General features: G+C 65.6%; 13 protein-coding genes. 9 read left to right on the top strand and 4 right to left on the bottom strand.

Features of this window, described 5'->3' with window-relative positions; all coding sequences use genetic code 11:
• The first annotated feature begins 39 nt into the window (after window positions 1-39).
• From MU558_RS11620 to MU558_RS11610, 3 genes are all read left to right on the top strand, one after another.
• On the top strand, window positions 40-1,404 hold the full coding sequence (locus MU558_RS11620) for an aspartate aminotransferase family protein (protein WP_246966438.1): 1,365 nt from the start codon (window positions 40-42) through the stop codon (window positions 1,402-1,404).
• 288 nt (window positions 1,405-1,692) lie between these two features.
• A complete protein-coding gene (locus tag MU558_RS11615) occupies window positions 1,693-2,181 on the top strand; it encodes an Lrp/AsnC family transcriptional regulator (protein ID WP_246966437.1) in 489 nt (162 codons plus the stop codon).
• Between the two features lie 170 nt (window positions 2,182-2,351).
• Window positions 2,352-3,083 (top strand): ZIP family metal transporter, encoded by a 732-nt coding sequence (locus MU558_RS11610; RefSeq protein WP_246966436.1) that lies wholly within the window; start codon window positions 2,352-2,354, stop codon window positions 3,081-3,083.
• A 55-nt stretch (window positions 3,084-3,138) separates the two neighbouring features.
• On the opposite strand, the gene MU558_RS11605 is transcribed toward MU558_RS11610, so the two are convergent.
• Together MU558_RS11605 and MU558_RS11600 are read right to left on the bottom strand one after the other, a co-directional pair.
• Complete coding sequence (locus MU558_RS11605) at window positions 3,139-4,209, bottom strand: PGF-CTERM sorting domain-containing protein (protein ID WP_246966435.1); 1,071 nt, start codon at window positions 4,207-4,209, stop codon at window positions 3,139-3,141.
• Window positions 4,210-4,504: 295 nt separating this feature from the next.
• Complete coding sequence (locus tag MU558_RS11600; RefSeq protein ID WP_246966434.1) at window positions 4,505-6,055, bottom strand: glutamate-cysteine ligase family protein; 1,551 nt, start codon at window positions 6,053-6,055, stop codon at window positions 4,505-4,507.
• 131 nt (window positions 6,056-6,186) lie between these two features.
• Between MU558_RS11600 and MU558_RS11595 the strand changes: the two genes are divergently transcribed.
• The 4 genes from MU558_RS11595 to MU558_RS11580 all read left to right on the top strand — a co-directional run bounded on the left by MU558_RS11595 (window position 6,187) and on the right by MU558_RS11580 (window position 12,140).
• Window positions 6,187-6,945, top strand: a complete 759-nt coding sequence (locus MU558_RS11595; RefSeq protein ID WP_246966433.1) for an ABC transporter ATP-binding protein — start codon at window positions 6,187-6,189, stop codon at window positions 6,943-6,945.
• Window positions 6,942-8,387 carry a hypothetical protein gene (locus MU558_RS11590; RefSeq protein ID WP_246966432.1) on the top strand — a complete coding sequence of 482 codons (1,446 nt, stop codon included), beginning with the start codon at window positions 6,942-6,944 and terminating at the stop codon, window positions 8,385-8,387. Before MU558_RS11595 ends, MU558_RS11590 begins: the two co-directional genes overlap by 4 nt.
• Before the next feature lie 216 nt (window positions 8,388-8,603).
• Window positions 8,604-10,544, top strand: a complete 1,941-nt coding sequence (locus MU558_RS11585; protein ID WP_246966431.1) for a serine hydrolase — start codon at window positions 8,604-8,606, stop codon at window positions 10,542-10,544.
• 69 nt (window positions 10,545-10,613) lie between these two features.
• Window positions 10,614-12,140 (top strand): cobyric acid synthase, encoded by a 1,527-nt coding sequence (locus MU558_RS11580; RefSeq protein WP_246966430.1) that lies wholly within the window; start codon window positions 10,614-10,616, stop codon window positions 12,138-12,140.
• 7 nt (window positions 12,141-12,147) lie between these two features.
• On the opposite strand, the gene MU558_RS11575 is transcribed toward MU558_RS11580, so the two are convergent.
• Entirely contained in the window at window positions 12,148-12,549 is a 402-nt protein-coding gene (locus tag MU558_RS11575; protein ID WP_246966429.1) for a ribbon-helix-helix domain-containing protein, read from the bottom strand.
• A 133-nt stretch (window positions 12,550-12,682) separates the two neighbouring features.
• Here MU558_RS11575 and MU558_RS11570 point away from each other — a divergent pair, with 133 nt between their 5' ends.
• Complete coding sequence (locus MU558_RS11570; protein ID WP_246966428.1) at window positions 12,683-12,934, top strand: MTH865 family protein; 252 nt, start codon at window positions 12,683-12,685, stop codon at window positions 12,932-12,934.
• Between the two features lie 94 nt (window positions 12,935-13,028).
• Here MU558_RS11570 and MU558_RS11565 read toward each other — a convergent pair whose 3' ends face one another.
• Window positions 13,029-13,178 carry a hypothetical protein gene (locus MU558_RS11565; protein WP_246966427.1) on the bottom strand — a complete coding sequence of 50 codons (150 nt, stop codon included), beginning with the start codon at window positions 13,176-13,178 and terminating at the stop codon, window positions 13,029-13,031.
• Window positions 13,179-13,347: 169 nt separating this feature from the next.
• On the opposite strand from MU558_RS11565, the gene ppsA reads away from it, so the two are divergent.
• The gene (gene ppsA / locus MU558_RS11560; protein WP_246966426.1) at window positions 13,348-15,666 is read left to right on the top strand and encodes a phosphoenolpyruvate synthase; all 2,319 of its coding nucleotides are present in this window, start codon (window positions 13,348-13,350) and stop codon (window positions 15,664-15,666) included.
• Window positions 15,667-15,668 lie beyond the last annotated feature (2 nt).

Here is a 15,668-nt window from a genome sequence, read left to right as displayed (position 1 = left end):
TAAACAAGATATTTGTAATACAGGGGATTACGTTCGAGTATGGCCGACCAGCAACCGATAACCGATATCCACTTCGACGACGCACCTCGCGTCGAGACGAAAATTCCCGGACCGAACTCCCAGGAGTTACTCGAGCGACAGCGAGAGATCGACAGCAACGCCGTCGCGTACCCGAAGACGATCCCGATCGCGATCGAAGAGGCCAAGGGAGCGACGCTGCGCGACGCCGACGGGAACACGTTTCTCGACTTTTTCGCCGGTATCGGCGTCCTGAACGTTGGCCACTCGAATCCGTACGTCCTCGAGGCGGTCCAGGAACAGACCGAGAAGGTCGTCCACACCGTCGACTTTCCGACGGAAGCGCGACTCGACCTCATCGAGAAGCTAAACGAGATCGCACCCGGAGCACTGCCGGACAACAACCGCGTCGTCTTCGGTGGCCCGACCGGCAGCGACGCCATCGAGGCGACGATCAAACTCGCCAAGTACAACACCGGCGGCGACGGTCTCATCGCCTTCCGCGGCGCGTACCACGGCGGGAGCGCGGGCGCGCTGAGTCTCACAGCCGGCAAGAAGTACAAAGAAGACTACGCACCGCTGCTGTCGAACGTCCACCACGTTCCCTACCCCTACCCACAGCAGCAGGGGGTGTCACCCGACGAGGCCCGTGAGATGGCACTGAACAACGTCCGAGAACTGCTCGAGGATCCCTACAGCGGCATGGCCAACCCGGCCGGCATCTGGGTCGAGCCGATTCAGGGCGAAGGCGGGATCGTGACGCCGCCAGAGGGATTCCTCCCGGGACTGAAAGAGATCGCCAACGACAACGGAATTCCACTCATCGTCGACGAGATCCAGACTGGATTTGGACGAACTGGCCAGTGGTTCGCAAGCGACCTGTACGACGTCACCCCGGACGTGATGCCGATGGCCAAAGCGATCGGCGGCATCGGCCTGCCGCTGTCGGGGACGATGTACCACGAGGACCTCGACACGTGGGATGCGGGTGGTCACGTCGGCACCTACCGCGGGAACGCACCCGCGATGATCGGCGGTGTCCGCGCGATCGAGTACATCCAGGACAACGACCTCCTCGCTCACGCACGAGACGTCGGCGAGTACATGCGCGACCAACTGCGTGCGGTCGGCGACGAGACGGACCTCCTCGTCGACGTGCGCGGTCGCGGCATGTTCACCGGCGCGGAACTCGCCGGCGACGACGACCGAACCGGGAAGGAACTGGTCAAAGACGTCCAGCAGTACTGTTACGAACACGGCGTGCTCGTCTGGTCTGCCGGCCGCCGCGGGAACGTCCTCCGGCTGATCCCGCCGCTCGTCCTGACTCAAGAACAGGCCGAAATCGGCATGGAGATCGTCACCGACGCGATTCGAGAACAGGTCTAGACGCTCGTCCGACCATTCGTCTCCCACAGTGACGTCCGTCGACATTCGTCCGACCGATCTCTGTTGTTCTAGACAGTAATCGAATCCTTGGAAAGAATTATGACTGTCCCTCGACCAGTGTCGCGTACTGACGTCGTCACTCGTGCGCTCGAGTCCGACGACTTCCATGCGCTCACCAAATCGGTCGGGAGACTCTCTCGAGGGGGAACTCGAGTATACGCGACGCGGCACGCGTACACGGGACGAACGGTCACGGCCGCCGAAACGAGGTCGTTACAGGTACAACACATGGACGAAAAGGACATCCGTATTCTCAAGGCGATCGCAGCGGAAGGAATCAACAGCCCCGACAAACTCCAGGAGGCGACTGGTATCCCGAAGTCGACGATCCACTATCGCCTCAACCAGCTTCGAGAGGAAGGGATCTTAGAGAACGACATCATGGACATGAACCTCGAGAAGATCGGCCTCTCGATCACGCTGATCTCCGAGGTGTGGGCGGAGTTCAAGGAAGGGTACCACGATCGCGTCGGCGAGAAACTCGCCGACATCGAGGGTGTCAACCAGGTCTACTTCACGATGGGAGATACGGACTTCGTCGTGATCTCTCACGTAACCAGCCGCCAGATGGTCGAATCGCTCGTCGAGGACTACGAAGCGATCGACGAGATTCGACGGACCAGTTCGAAGTTCGTGATCACGACCGTCAAAGACGAACCGCGTCCGATCAACGACTTCGAGTTCGAGACACTCGAGGAGGCGCTCACCGACGACTAGTCGACGAGGCTGTCTGGTCCGTTGCACGGTCTCCCGTTTCTTCCCGGTAACGTCGACCGACGGGTTCTGTCGGCAGTGACCGAAGATGCTCGAGTGCCAGTACCACTATGTGTTCTCCCGTCGTCGTACGATTCGTCCACAGTGTACGGGCAGCGTAGGGACGATCGGCCATGGTAGCGTTTTCGACTGAGTTCTACTGGATAGCGGGGTTCGCCCTCGTCGCAGCGCTCGTGAACAGCGCGGGAATCGTCGCCATCTTCCGATACCGAGAGTGGGCGGAACGAAACCTCACCTACTTCATGTGTTTTGCCGCCGGCGTCCTCGTCTCGACGCCGTTGCTGCTCGCGCTACCGAACGCGCTGGCGAACAGTCCGAACGCGGGATTCAGCGCGCTGGTGGGATTTCTGTTCATGTTCTTCTCGAACAAGCTAATCAGGTATCGAACCAGACAGGAGACGCTCGCGTTCGGCGTGACGGCGGCGGAAGGGATCGGCATCCACTCGCTGGTCGACGGGGTGGTGTACACGGTCACCTTCAGCATCTCCCTCCTGACCGGCATCCTGGCGGGGACCGGGCTGGTCGTCCACGAGTTCGCCGAAGGGGCCATCACGTATCTCGTCCTGTTAAAAGGGGACGTGACGGAACGAACGGCAGCGATATACGCGTTTTTCGTCGCCGCGCTGACGACGCCGATCGGGGCGTTCGTCGCCTACCCGCTGGTGAGCAGGCTGGGGGAGAGCGAACTGGGGCTCATGCTCGGGTTCGTCGCGGGCGTCCTGCTCTACGTCTCCGCGTCCCACCTGCTCCCCGAAGCGAGTTCACACGAGAAGAAACACTCGACTATCGCCCTCGTCGCTGGCATCGCCCTGTCGCTTTTCATCGTGTTCTCGCGGACGGCGTGAGAGCGGCGACACTCACAGCGGAGACGACCGACTCGAGGTGAGCAGAGCAGCCCCGTCAACGGCGCGTTCGCGCGAGGGCCGCGACGACGAGTGCGGCCACCGCCACGAGAACGCCGAAGCCGGGCAGTTCCTCGTCGGTATTCTCGCTCGAGTCGTCGGTGTTCCCGCCGTCGGTATTCTCGTCGCCTTCGTTCCCGCCGTCGGTATTCCCGCTCGAGTTGTCGGTATTCTCGTCGCTTTCGTTTCCGTCGTCGGTATTCTCGCTCGAGTTGTCGGCGCCCTGGTCCGGGTAGGCGTCTGCGGGCGGGTCGAGCTGGAGTACGACGACGACCTGTCCGTGTGACGTCTCGGGTCGGTAGGTCCAGCCGCCGCCGGCTTCCTCGTAGGATTCCGCGTCGGCGATCGGATCGACGCTCGAGTCCCAGCCGTCGCCGACGGGACCTTGCTGGACGTAGCCGACCACGTCGATCCAGTCGGCGTACTCGCCGTCGACCTGCGCCTGGCCGTACTCGACGGTGCCGCCGTCTTCGGGGAGGCCGTGTATCTCGATGCAGTGGGAGTCGAGGTAGCCGTCACCCTGGGGCAGTTCCGAGGTGGTCCCGAACTGGTCGGCGTCGAGCGGCCGTTCGTAGTTGTCGGTCAGGGGGAAGTCGACGGTCATCGGATCGGCGGAACTGTGCCACTCGATCGAGTCGCTGGTCGGGATCGTGACGCTCGTATCCGGGACGGTTTCGCCGACGATCGGGTCGCCGTCCTCGTTGAGGAGGGTGACGCAGATCTTCCCGGAGCCGTCGCCGAGGTAGGGACTGCGGTACTCGTCGCGCGGGTTGACGTAGCTGATCCAGCTTCCGTCGCTGGCAGCCGCCTCGAAGTACGGATCGCCTTCCTCGGGGACCGGTTCCTCGTAAGCGTCTTCTATCGGCGCCGTCGGATTCCGGGCGTCTGCACTCTGGCCGTACACGCCCCGCGGATCGGTCGTGTCCGGCCGAACGTCGGCGGTCGACGAACTACCGGGCGAGAGATCGGCACCTGCAACGACCATCGTCGCGGTGAGACCGCTGCACACGACGAGGAGCCCGACGGCGATCGTCGCGAGATCGCTAGCTGTGAATCGAAGGTCTGGCATGGATGTACTCGTAACGTCCTGCTGTCGAACCGGGATCGAACGGACGGGTCTGCTGCGACCGTTGTGGCCGACGCTCTCGAACCGCCGTCCGCCGTCCCGTCCCGGCCGATGGACGACACGATCGAAGTAGTAAGTTTACCTATCTATATATGATCAGAATAACGGTCGGTAGGCGGTGCGTAACCGCCCGTTTTCGGTCGACTGCGGGGAACGGAGGGATGGCGACCGAGCGCGAGCGAAGACGCCACGAACGCCGAGAGACGTCTCGAGTAACTCGAGACGCCGCGAGCGGAGATCAGTCGCCGATCCAGTCGGCGAAACTCCCCTCGAGTAACGTCGCCGACTGCCGGTCGACGTACCGGCGTTGCATCGCGGCAATCGCGTCGGCGAGACTCGCGCCCGCTTCGACGCGACTCGAGACCTCGCGGTACTTCCAGCCGGCGGGCGTCACGCGCTGGCGCACCCGCCGACGGAGCGGGTAGAGGTACTTCGCGGCCTGTTCGTCGGTCAGCCCGCGGTTGATCAGGCCGTCTTCGGCGTGGGCGAGCAGGTCCTCGTAGAGGCGTTCGTGATCGGTCGTCTCCTGGCCGTCGTTCGTGATCCAGGTGAGGTCGGCCGACAGACCGTCTCGCATCGCCGCGTAGAAGTTCTCCTGGGCGAGTTCCCAGTCGAGTTCGACCGCCGGATGCTCGAGCCTGGTCAGACTCTCTAAGAGGCCGGCGAACGCGGCCTGGAACGCGACGGAGTCGCGGACGGTCGGCTGGGCGGGGATCGGCCGGAACTCGATCCGGGCGTTCGCGGCCGATCGGGTCGCGCCGTCGAAGACCGGCCGGACCCACCGCCAGTAGGTGCCGTGTTTGCGCCGGAAGTGGGCGAATCGGTCGTCGAAGCGATCGCCCGTCGTGACGGGCATCGGGACGAACGTGTCGTCGTCGACGATCCGGTCGACGGCCTGCTCGACGGTCTCCAGGTCCCGCGGGAAGCGCACCTTCCCGGCGCCAGCCGAGGGAGCGTTGAGAACCGTCTCGAAGACGCTGATCCGGTGTTCCATCCAGGCGTCGCCGAGGACGTCGTCGGCCGTGGCGTCCTCGTCGTAACAGTCCGCCGGGAAAAACGGCGAGTTGACGCCGAGCGCGAGCAGCGGGCCGGCGATCCGGAGCGCGTAGTTGAAGTACGTCGGGAGGTCGGCGGCGTGGGGCACCTGATAGTGGGGCTGGATCGACGTGATCAGGCTCTCGGGCATCACCGTGTCGGCCGACACCGAGACGTTCGGGGCTTCGATACGCATCCCCGCAGCGTCGGCGCGGGTCGTGTTCGCCATCGCGTGATACCGCGCCGCGCTGCTCATGTTCGTCGCGACGCGAATCGTCCGCTCGTCGTCGCCCTCGCCGACGGTCCGCTCGACGCTGTCGGTGAGGTAGTCGCAGGCGCGCTCGCCTTCCGGCGGGAGCGTCCACAGACCGTCGCTGACGAGTCGCATCCCGTCGATTTCGGTGACGTCGAGCGCCGTCTGGAGGCGCGCTTTCACCTCCGACTCCTGGGCAGCCAGTCCGTATGCGTTCAGCGGCTGTGGACTGGTCGTCATCTCCGCGTTGTGGAGGCCGAGTTCCTTCTCGAACCCGATCAACTCGAGCAGCCGGCGGGGGACCCGCCGCAGCGCGCATCCGTCGGCGTCGGTCGCGTAGAACTCGTACTCGAGGCCGACGATCGCCTGTGGGTTGTCGAACGCCCCGTCTCGAATATCGGACTTGATCACCTCGGCGTCCTCCTCGACGCGTTCCTGGAACGAGTCCCCGTCGACCGACAGGACGTCGGCGACCCGCGCTGCCAGCTCCTCTTCAGCCATGCGCGAGTGTGCACCCCGGACGAACTTGAATGCACGTCTCTCACCTCGCTAGTCGATCGAACCGACGGAGCGGTCGCGTCCGCCGCTGCCAGCACAGTTATTATCGTCACCCGAGAACGTCTCGGCGTTCGATGGTCGCCATACGGGCAGACGGACTCGAGAAGTCGTACGGTTCTGTCGACGCGTTGTCTGGAATGAGCGTCAGCGTGTCTCGCGGCGAACTGTTCGGCTTTCTCGGTCCGAACGGCGCTGGAAAGACGACGACGATCCGCGTCCTGACGGGACAGATCACCCCCGACTGCGGGACTGCGACGGTACTCGAGACCGACCCCGTCGCGGAGCCGATCGAGACGCGACGCCGCGTCGGCATCCTCCCCGAACAGGAGTCACCGCCGAGTTTCCTCACGCCGCGTGAGTACTTCGAGTTCGTCGGGAAGGTACGCGACATCGCTCCCGACCGGGTGACGTCGCGGGTCGAAACGTGGGCAGGTCGACTCGGCTTTCGGAGCAAACTCGACACGCTCCACACCGACCTCTCCCGGGGGCAACAACAGAAAGTGATGATCACACAGGCGTTCCTCCACGAACCCGACGTGGTCTTCATCGACGAGCCGCTCGCGAACCTCGATCCGCTGGTCCAGGAACAGGTCAAGCGATTCCTGGTCGCCTACGCCGCTGACGACAACGCCGTCTTCGTCTCGACGCACAACATCGACGTCGCCGCGGACGTCTGTACTCGCGTCGGCATCGTCGCCGACGGACGTCTCGTCGCCGAGCGCGACCTCACGGACGGATCCGAGGACGGCGACTCGCTACTCGAGGCGTTCCTGACGCACGTCGACGAGGCCGACCCGCGAGACGTGCCGGCCCAGGCGACGGGACAGCCATGAGTCGTCGCGTCGACTGGACGGTGTTCGTGGTGCTGTTTCGCGAGGAGTGGCGACTCCACGCCGAACTGTTCGGGGGCCGGCGCTTCCTGCTCTTTCCGGGCTTGCTCGCCGCGCTGTCGGCGAGTGCTGCGGTCGGGCTAAACGCGACCGGGACGACGCCGGGCGAGTTCGTCGCCGGACTGCACGTCTTCGCGCTCGTCTTCGGTCTCTACAGCGGGACGGCCGGTTTCGCCGGCTCTGACATGCTCGAGAACGTCTTCGGGCGACTGACGCTTTTACTCTCGAGTTCGACGACGCTGCCGCTATCGCGACGACGGCTGCTCGGGACCTTCCTCGTCAAAGACGCGCTGTACTACGGCGGACTGTTCGTCCTGCCGATGGCGGTCGGGATCGTCCCGCTGATCGGCGCGTCGGCGACGGCACCGCTCGTCGTGGCCGAACTGTGGCTCTCGCTGTTTCTCGCGTTCGTCGCCGGCATGGTCGTCACCGTCGCGGCCATCGCCCTCAGAACGCGAGGCGTTCCGGGCTGGGCGATCGTCGCTGCTGCCGTCCTCGTCGCCGTCGCCGTCTGGACGACTGGCGGTACCCGAGTGCTGTGGAACGGACTCGTCAGCTACGACGGGCCGGTCGGGTCGACCGTCGTCCTCGCGGTCTCGGCCGTCGCCGTCGGCAGCCTCGCGCTCGCGGGCTACGATCCGACCTACAGCCGACCGTCGCGGACGGCGAGCGACCGCTTTGCCCGACTCGAGGACGCGCTTCCGACCGACGAGGGCGGATTGATCGCGAAGACGCTACTCGACCTCGCGCGCTCGAGCGGCGGCGTCGTCAAACCGTTCGTCTCGGCGGGTATCCTGCTCGCGCTGGTCGCGTTCCTGGTCGACGTCGTCGACTCGATCACGGGGATCGAACCGTCGCCGGGGATCTTCTTCGGCGGCGTGCTCGGACTCACCGCGTTCACGACGTACAACTGGCTGACCCAGTTCGACTCCGTCGAGGAGTATCTCGCCTACCCGGTGACGGTCGAGGCCGTCTTCGACGCCAAGCGGACCGCGTTCGTCCTCGTCGGAGCGCCGACGATGGCCGTACCGTACCTCGTCGCCGTCGTGGCGTTCGACGCGACGAGACTCGACGCGCTCGTCGGCGCGTTCTTGCTCGCCGGCTACTCGCTGTACTACTACGGGCTGACCGTCTACGTCGCCGGCTTCTCACCCAACGAGTTCCTCTTCGACGCGATCCGCTTTGGCGCGTTCACCGTCGGCGTCGCCGTTGCCCTCGTGCCGACGCTGATCGTCGGGTTCGTGGTCGTTCCGCCGTCGGCACCTGTCGCCGCGGCGCTCGGCTGTGCGGGACTCGTCTTCGGCGGCGTCGGCCTCGCGCTCTCGAGTCGTGCGGGACCGCGCTGGGGTCGGCGGTACCGGTCCGGACGGGCGGAGTCCGCCTGATAACGATAGCTGTGAGTCGTTACCGCCGCAACCGCGAACCGTTTGCGGTTGCGTCGGCAACCAGTCACAGCCATCATTATGAGCCGTCTTCGAGCGGCGTCGGCGGTCGGCACAGGCGGCGGTCGAAACGTGTACAATGAAACGATATTTCTACCAGGACGACGAACCGTTTGCCGTGAGCACGAGTTATCGATCGCCGACCGGATTCGGGGGACGGTGACCCGACGCGGCCCGACGCGGCGGTCCGTTCTCGCGGGCATCGGTGCCGTCAGTGCAGCGGCAGTTGCACCCGCAGTTGCGGATTCGAGCCAGCCAGCGACTGACGCCAGCGCGACACAGGAGGGCCCCCTCGCCGACCGCGAGGAACTCGAGGCGTTCCTCGATGGCGTGATGGACTCGCACCTCGAGGACCACGACGTCGCCGGTGCGACGGTCGCCATCGTCGACGGCGACGAGACGTTCGCGAAAGGGTACGGCTACGCCGACGTCGACGCCGAAACGCCGGTCGACGCCGAGGAGACGCTCTTTCGGATCGGCTCGGTGTCGAAGCTGTTCACCTGGACCGCCGCCATGCAGGCGGTCGAACGCGGCGACGTAGCGATCGACGAGGACGTCGACGCGGCGCTCGAGGCGGTCGACCTCCCCGAGACGTACGACGACCCGATCAGACTGGATCACCTCGCGACCCACACGCCCGGCTTCGAGGAACGCCTCCGGGGAACGTTCGTCCAGAACGAGGTGGACCTGGAGCCACTCGAGGCGGTGCTCCGGACGGAGATGCCGGCCCGGGTGCGGCCGCCGGGCGAGTTCGCGGCCTACTCGAACTACGGCTCGGCGCTCGCCGGCCAGCTGGTCGCCGAGACCGCCGGCTCGTCGTTCGAGGCGGTCGTCGAGGAGAGAATCCTCGAGCCGCTCTCGATGGAACGAAGTACGTTCGCCCAGCCGGTCCCCGACGACCTTGCGGGATCTCTCTCGAAGGGGTACGGAGCCGACGGCACCAGCGAGGGCGAGTTCGAGTACGTCGGCATCCCGCCTGCGGGGGCGATGAGCGCCACGGCGACCGACATGGCGACGTTCGCGCGGGCGTTCCTGCAAGACGGCGCGGTCGACGGTGGGCGGATCCTCGAGGCGGAGACGGTCGCGGAGATGCACCGCCGGCGGTTCGGCCACGACGAGCGACTGAACGGGATCGCCTTTGGCTTCTACGAGATGAGCAGAAACGGCGTCCGCGTGGTCGGTCACGGCGGCGACACGGAGCTCTTTCACAGCCTCCTGTTTTTGCTCCCCGAACGCGACGTGGGCGTGTTCGTCTCCTACAACAGCGTCGGCGGGATCGACGCGAGAGAGGCGTTCGTCGACGCGTTCTTCGAGCGGTACTTCCCGGAATCGGCGTCGGAGACGCCGACGCCGGACGGCTCGCCGGAACGAGCCGACGCGATCGCCGGCACCTACCGCTCGAACCGGATTCCGTACACGACCTCCGAGAAGTTCGTCGGGTTCCCCTCGACGATCTCCGTCTCGGTCGACGACGAGGGGCGACTCGTCACCGAACCCCTCGGCGGCGAGACGACGCGATGGGTCGAAGTCGAACCGCTGCTGTTCGAGGAAGTCGACGGTCCCGACCGACTCGCCTTTCGCGAGGAGGACGGCGAGATCACGCACCTCTTTCTCGACAGCACACCGGTCACGGCCTTCGAGCGGCTCTCCAGGCGCGAACGGCCGCTCGTCCAGCTCGGACTGCTCGGGATCTCGGCGCTGGTCTTTCTCACCGCTGCGGTCGGCTGGCCGCTGGCCGCCGGCTGGCGACGCTACCGGGGGACGGCCACCGTCGACGGCAACTCGCCGCTTCGGTACGCCCGCTGGGTTGCGGGGGCGACGAGCGTGACGTTTCTCGCGTTCGTCGGAGCGTTCGCCGCCCTCCTCGCGAGCGATCCGACCAGCTTCTTGCTCGGCGATCCGCTCGCGTTCCGCCTGCTGCTGGCTGTCCCGCTGCTCGGGGCGATCGGTGCCACGCTGACCGTCGGGCTGACCGCGTGGGCGTGGTACGAGCGTCAGTGGGGGCCGCTCGTCCGGCTTCACTACACGGTCGTCGCCCTCGCCGGCGTCGCCTTCTGCTGGGTGCTCGCCTACTGGAACCTGCTGTGGTACCAGATGTGATCTGGTACCGGTCGTGACGGACGAACCGATACGCCGAAAGCACTCGAGCGAAACCCTCCGATCGATCGAATGACGCGGACGATCCTGATCGCCGGCACGGCGAGTCACGTCGGCAAGTCGACGGTCGCGGCCGGCCTCTGTCGACACCTCGCCGACCGCGGCGTCGCCGTCGCGCCGTACAAGGCCCAGAACATGAGCAACAACGCCCGCGTCGTCGTCCGCCCCAATGAGGACGGTCACGAGTGGGGCGAGATCGGCGTCTCCCAGTTCGTTCAGGCGCGTGCCGCGCGCACCACGCCGACGACCGACCTGAACCCGGTGTTGCTCAAACCGCGCGGCGACGGCGAGAGCCAGCTCGTCGTCCAGGGCGAGCCCCGCGAGCACTTCTCGGCCGGAACCTACTACGAGGATCACTGGGAACGGGCCCGAGAGGCGGCCGAGGAGTCCTACCGTCGGCTCGCGGCCGATCACGAGGTCGTGATCGCCGAAGGTGCAGGTAGTATCGCGGAGATCAACCTCCACGACCGGGACCTGGCGAACGTCGAGACGGCTCGCTTCGCCGACGCCGACGTGGTCGTCCTCGTCGACATCGAGCGCGGCGGCGCGTTCGCCAGCCTCTATGGCACCCTCGAGTTACTCCCCGACGACCTCCGCGAGCGGGTCGTCGGCGCGGTGATCACGAAGTTCCGTGGCGATCCGACGCTGCTCGAGCCGGGGATCGACGAGATCGAGTCGCGGACGGGCGTGCCGATCCTCGGCGTCGTGCCCTACGACGACCCCGGCCTCCCCGAAGAAGACAGCGTGGCGCTCCCGGCGACGGACGAGCGCGCCCGTGAAGGGGCCGACGACGGCGTCCCGGCAGATCGAAGCGTCACGATCGCCGTTCCCCGTCTGCCGCGCATCTCGAACGCGACCGACCTCGAGGCGCTCGCCGCGGTTCCAGGCGTTCGGGTCGACTACGTCCCGGTCGCAGACGACGTGCTCGCCCGCGGGCGCGATCCGCTCGCCGACGCCGACGCCGTCGTCCTGCCGGGGACGAAGAACACGGTCGACGACCTGCTCACGCTCCGCGAGGCCGGGTTCGGCGACGCACTCGAGGGGTTCGACGGCCCGGTCGTCGGGCTCTGTGGCGGCTACCAGATGCTCGGCGAACGGGTGACGAACGCCGCCCTCGAGGGGACCGGCGAGCGCGACGTCGTGGAGGGACTCGGACTGTTGCCCGTCGAGACGTCCTTCGAAGGCGAGAAGCGACTCGAGCGAACGACGGTCGCGGTCGACGGGACGGGACCGATCGCAGGCGCGTCGGGGACCGCGTCTGGCTACGAGATCCACGCGGGGCGGACGCGGGCGCTCGCCGAGGTCGCCACCCCGCTGGAACCCGAAAGCGCGGCTCGTGGCGACGTGCTGGGGACGTACCTCCACGGACTGTTCGACAACCGGAACGTCCGCGAGGCGTTCCTCGAGGTCGTCTATCGCCGTGCCGGGCGAACTCGTCCGGGCGCGTCGACGAGCGCGGCGTCGCCGTACGACCGTGCGGCGGCGCTCGTCGGCGAGCACGTCGACCTCACGGCGCTGGGCGGTCCGTTCGAGATATGAACGGCAGTCACGCGGTCCGGTTTTGCGTACCGTTGCGGTAGGTCCCGAGCAGTTCCTCGAGGATGATACACTCCTGGTCGGTCGAGTCGTAGTGGTCGTCGATAAACCGCTCCGCGGCCTCGTAGTTGCCCCGGAGCCCGTACTTGCGGACGGTGATCACAGCGTCGAGAAAGAAGGTCCCGCCGTCGGTGCCAAGCGCCCTGGCGTGGGACTGCTCGTCGATGTCCAGTTCGGATTTGATCTCGTCGAAGTTGAACGTCTCGACGTCGTGATCGGGGTCGATGAGCGTCAGAACGTACTCCGCGGAGAACCGGTAGAACTCCGACTTGCTCTCGAACATACCGTCTTCGACGAGTCGGTCGATTTCGTCGACGACGTCGTCAGGGTACCTGACGGTATCTTTTGCCATGTCTTCGAACACGTCTCCGAGAGGTAATTATTGTTGCGGGAAACCATTCGCATAATGTCACGTGTGAGACGTTCGCCTCGCCTGTCCAACTACCTGAAAATTTATTATTTATCCCCCGAAACACATGGACGTCATGGCAGACGAAGCCGAACTCCGCGAGCAGATGATCGAGGCGTTCGAAGGCGCAGACTACCCGATCTCGAGTCCGATGGACCTCGTCCCCGCGCTCCCCGACGGCCCGGGAACGACGTTCGAATCCGGCGACTTCTCGATGACGGCGATGGAACTGAATACCAAACTCTCCGGCGGCGACTTCCCCTACGAGAGCGTCGACGACTTCGTCGACGACGTCCTCGAGGAGTTAAACGAGAACGACTACATCTAGGTCGTAGACGTCGCCGCCGCTGGACGACTCGCACGTGAGACGACTCGATCCCGTCCAGCAGTTCGTCGGGACGGGGTCTCGGACGGTACACCAGTCACTTGGTTACGAACGTGGCGACGTCGGTCCGGCCACAGGACGGACACTCGTCGTCGACCGAGTCGACGCTCGTTCCGCATTCTCGACACTCGTAGACGACGTCGGCGTCGTGGTGTCGAAACAGGAATCGGTTGACGGTTTCGATCATACTCCCCCTCGATCGAGATTGGAACTGACGACGTATAAGATCTTGTTAAATATACACACACATTCCAGAGAAGTGGCGAGAGTGTGACCAACTCATTCGATCTCGAGTTAAAAATCTGCCGCCCCCTTCGCAAGGTTCTTTATTCGCTCCGCTTTCCACGCATATACAGATGGCTGTACTCTGGCTGGACGAGATCGGCGCCGACGACCTGGAGAAGGTCGGCGGCAAAGGCGCTTCTCTGGGTGAACTTACAGGGGCTGGCTTGCCCGTTCCGCCCGGGTTCGTGGTCACGGCCGGGACCTATCGCTCGTTTATCGAAGAGGCTGGTATCGACGACGAACTGTTCGAGGCCGTCGACGTCGACGTCGACGACTCGAGTGCGCTCGCGGCGGCGGCAGACCACGCACAGGAACTGATCACGGAGACGCCGTTTCCCGAAACGCTTCGCGAGGAGATCCTCGAGGCGTACCGCGACGTGGGCGACGGCGAGGCGTTCGTCGCCGTCCGTTCCTCGGCGACCGCCGAGGACCTGCCCGACGCCTCCTTCGCCGGACAGCAGGAGACGTTCCTCAACGTCACCGCGGACGACCTGCTCGACCGCGTCCGGCGGTGCTGGGCCTCGCTGTTTACCCAGCGGGCGATCTACTACCGACAGGAACAGGGCTTCGATCACTCCGCGGTCAACATCGCGGTCGTCGTCCAGCAGATGGTCGACGCCGAGAAGTCGGGCGTGATGTTTACCAGCCACCCCTCGACGGGTGAGCCGACGATGATCATCGAGGCGGCCTGGGGGCTCGGCGAAGCGGTCGTCTCCGGTGCCGTCTCGCCGGACAACTACGTCGTCTCCCGCGAGGACGGCACGGTCGACGTCACCGTCGCCGACAAGAAGGTCCTCCACGAGAAAGACGAGGAGACCGGCGAGACCGTCGAACGCGAGGTCCCCGAGAAGAAACGCGACCAGCGCGTCCTCTCGGACGAGGAGATCGAACGGCTGGTCGAACTCGGCGAGCAAGTCGAAGACCACTACGAGACGCCACAGGACGTCGAGTGGGCGATGGTCGACGACGAAGACTACATGCTGCAGTCCCGTCCCATCACGACGATCAGCGACGAGGGAGCCACGGCCGCCGACTCGTCGGGGGCTAACGCCGCACCGGGCGTCACCGACGGCAGTGGTAGCGTCACGGCCGAGACGACCGCCGACGCGGGCAGTGCGGGCGACGTCCTCGTCGACGGCCTCGGCTCGAGTCCGGGGGCGGTGACGGGTGCAGCCCGGATCATCGGCAAGCTCGACGAACTCGACAAGGTCGGCGAAGGCGACATCATCGTCACCGAGATGACGACGCCCGACATGGTGCCGGCGATGAAACGCGCCGCCGGGATCGTCACCGACGAGGGTGGGATGACCAGCCACGCCGCCATCGTCTCCCGCGAACTCGGCGTCCCCGCCGTCGTCGGCGCGGGCAACGCGACGACGATCCTCGAGGACGGGCAGGTCGTCACGCTCGACGGCGACAAGGGCTCGATCACCGAGGGGCGAGAGGAGACCGAGACTGAACACGACCCTGTCGAAGAGGTCAAACCCCAGTCGCCGGTCAAGCCGATGACCGCGACCGAGGTCAAGGTCAACGTCTCGATCCCGGAGGCTGCCCAGCGCGCGGCAGCGACCGGCGCAGACGGCGTCGGACTGCTCCGGATCGAGCACATGATCCTCTCGCTGAACCAGACGCCCGCGAAGTACGTCGAGGAACACGGTGAAGACGCGTTCGTCGGCGAACTCGTCGACGGCATCCGCAACGTAGCCGACGAGTTCTACCCGCGGCCCGTCCGCGTGCGCACGCTCGACGCGCCGACCGACGAGTTCCGCCAGCTCGAGGGCGGCGAGGACGAACCCGACGAACACAACCCGATGCTCGGCTACCGGGGCATCCGCCGCTCGCTCGACCGGCCGGACGTCTTCGCCTACGAACTCGAGGCGTTCCGCCGGCTGTTCGAGATGGGCTACGACAACGTCGAGATCATGTTCCCGCTGGTCAACGACGCCGAGGACGTCCTCGGAGCGAAACGGCTGATGGAAGACGCGGGAATCGACCCCAAGAAGCGCAGCTGGGGCGTGATGATCGAGACGCCCGCCGCCGCCCTCGGCGTCGAGGAGATGGCCGACGCGGGGATCGACTTCGCCTCGTTCGGGACGAACGACCTCACGCAGTACACGCTCGCGGTCGACCGGAACAACGAGAACGTCGCCGGCCGCTTCGACGAACTCCACCCCGCCGTCTTGCGGCTCATCGGCGACGTGATCGAGACCTGCCGCGAACGCGGCGTCGACACGAGCATCTGTGGCCAGGCCGGCTCGAAACCCGAGATGGCCCAGTTCCTCGTCAAGCAGGGCGTGAGTTCGATCTCGGCGAACATCGACGCGGTGCGTGACGTCCAACACGAGGTCAAACGCGTCGAACAGAAGCTGTTGCTCGATTCCGTTCGCTGATC

Source organism: Natribaculum luteum (assembly GCF_023008545.1).
GTDB lineage: Archaea > Halobacteriota > Halobacteria > Halobacteriales > Natrialbaceae > Natribaculum > Natribaculum luteum.
Note: the sequence above shows the minus strand (reverse complement) of the source record. Positions and strands in the feature narration are given on the sequence as shown.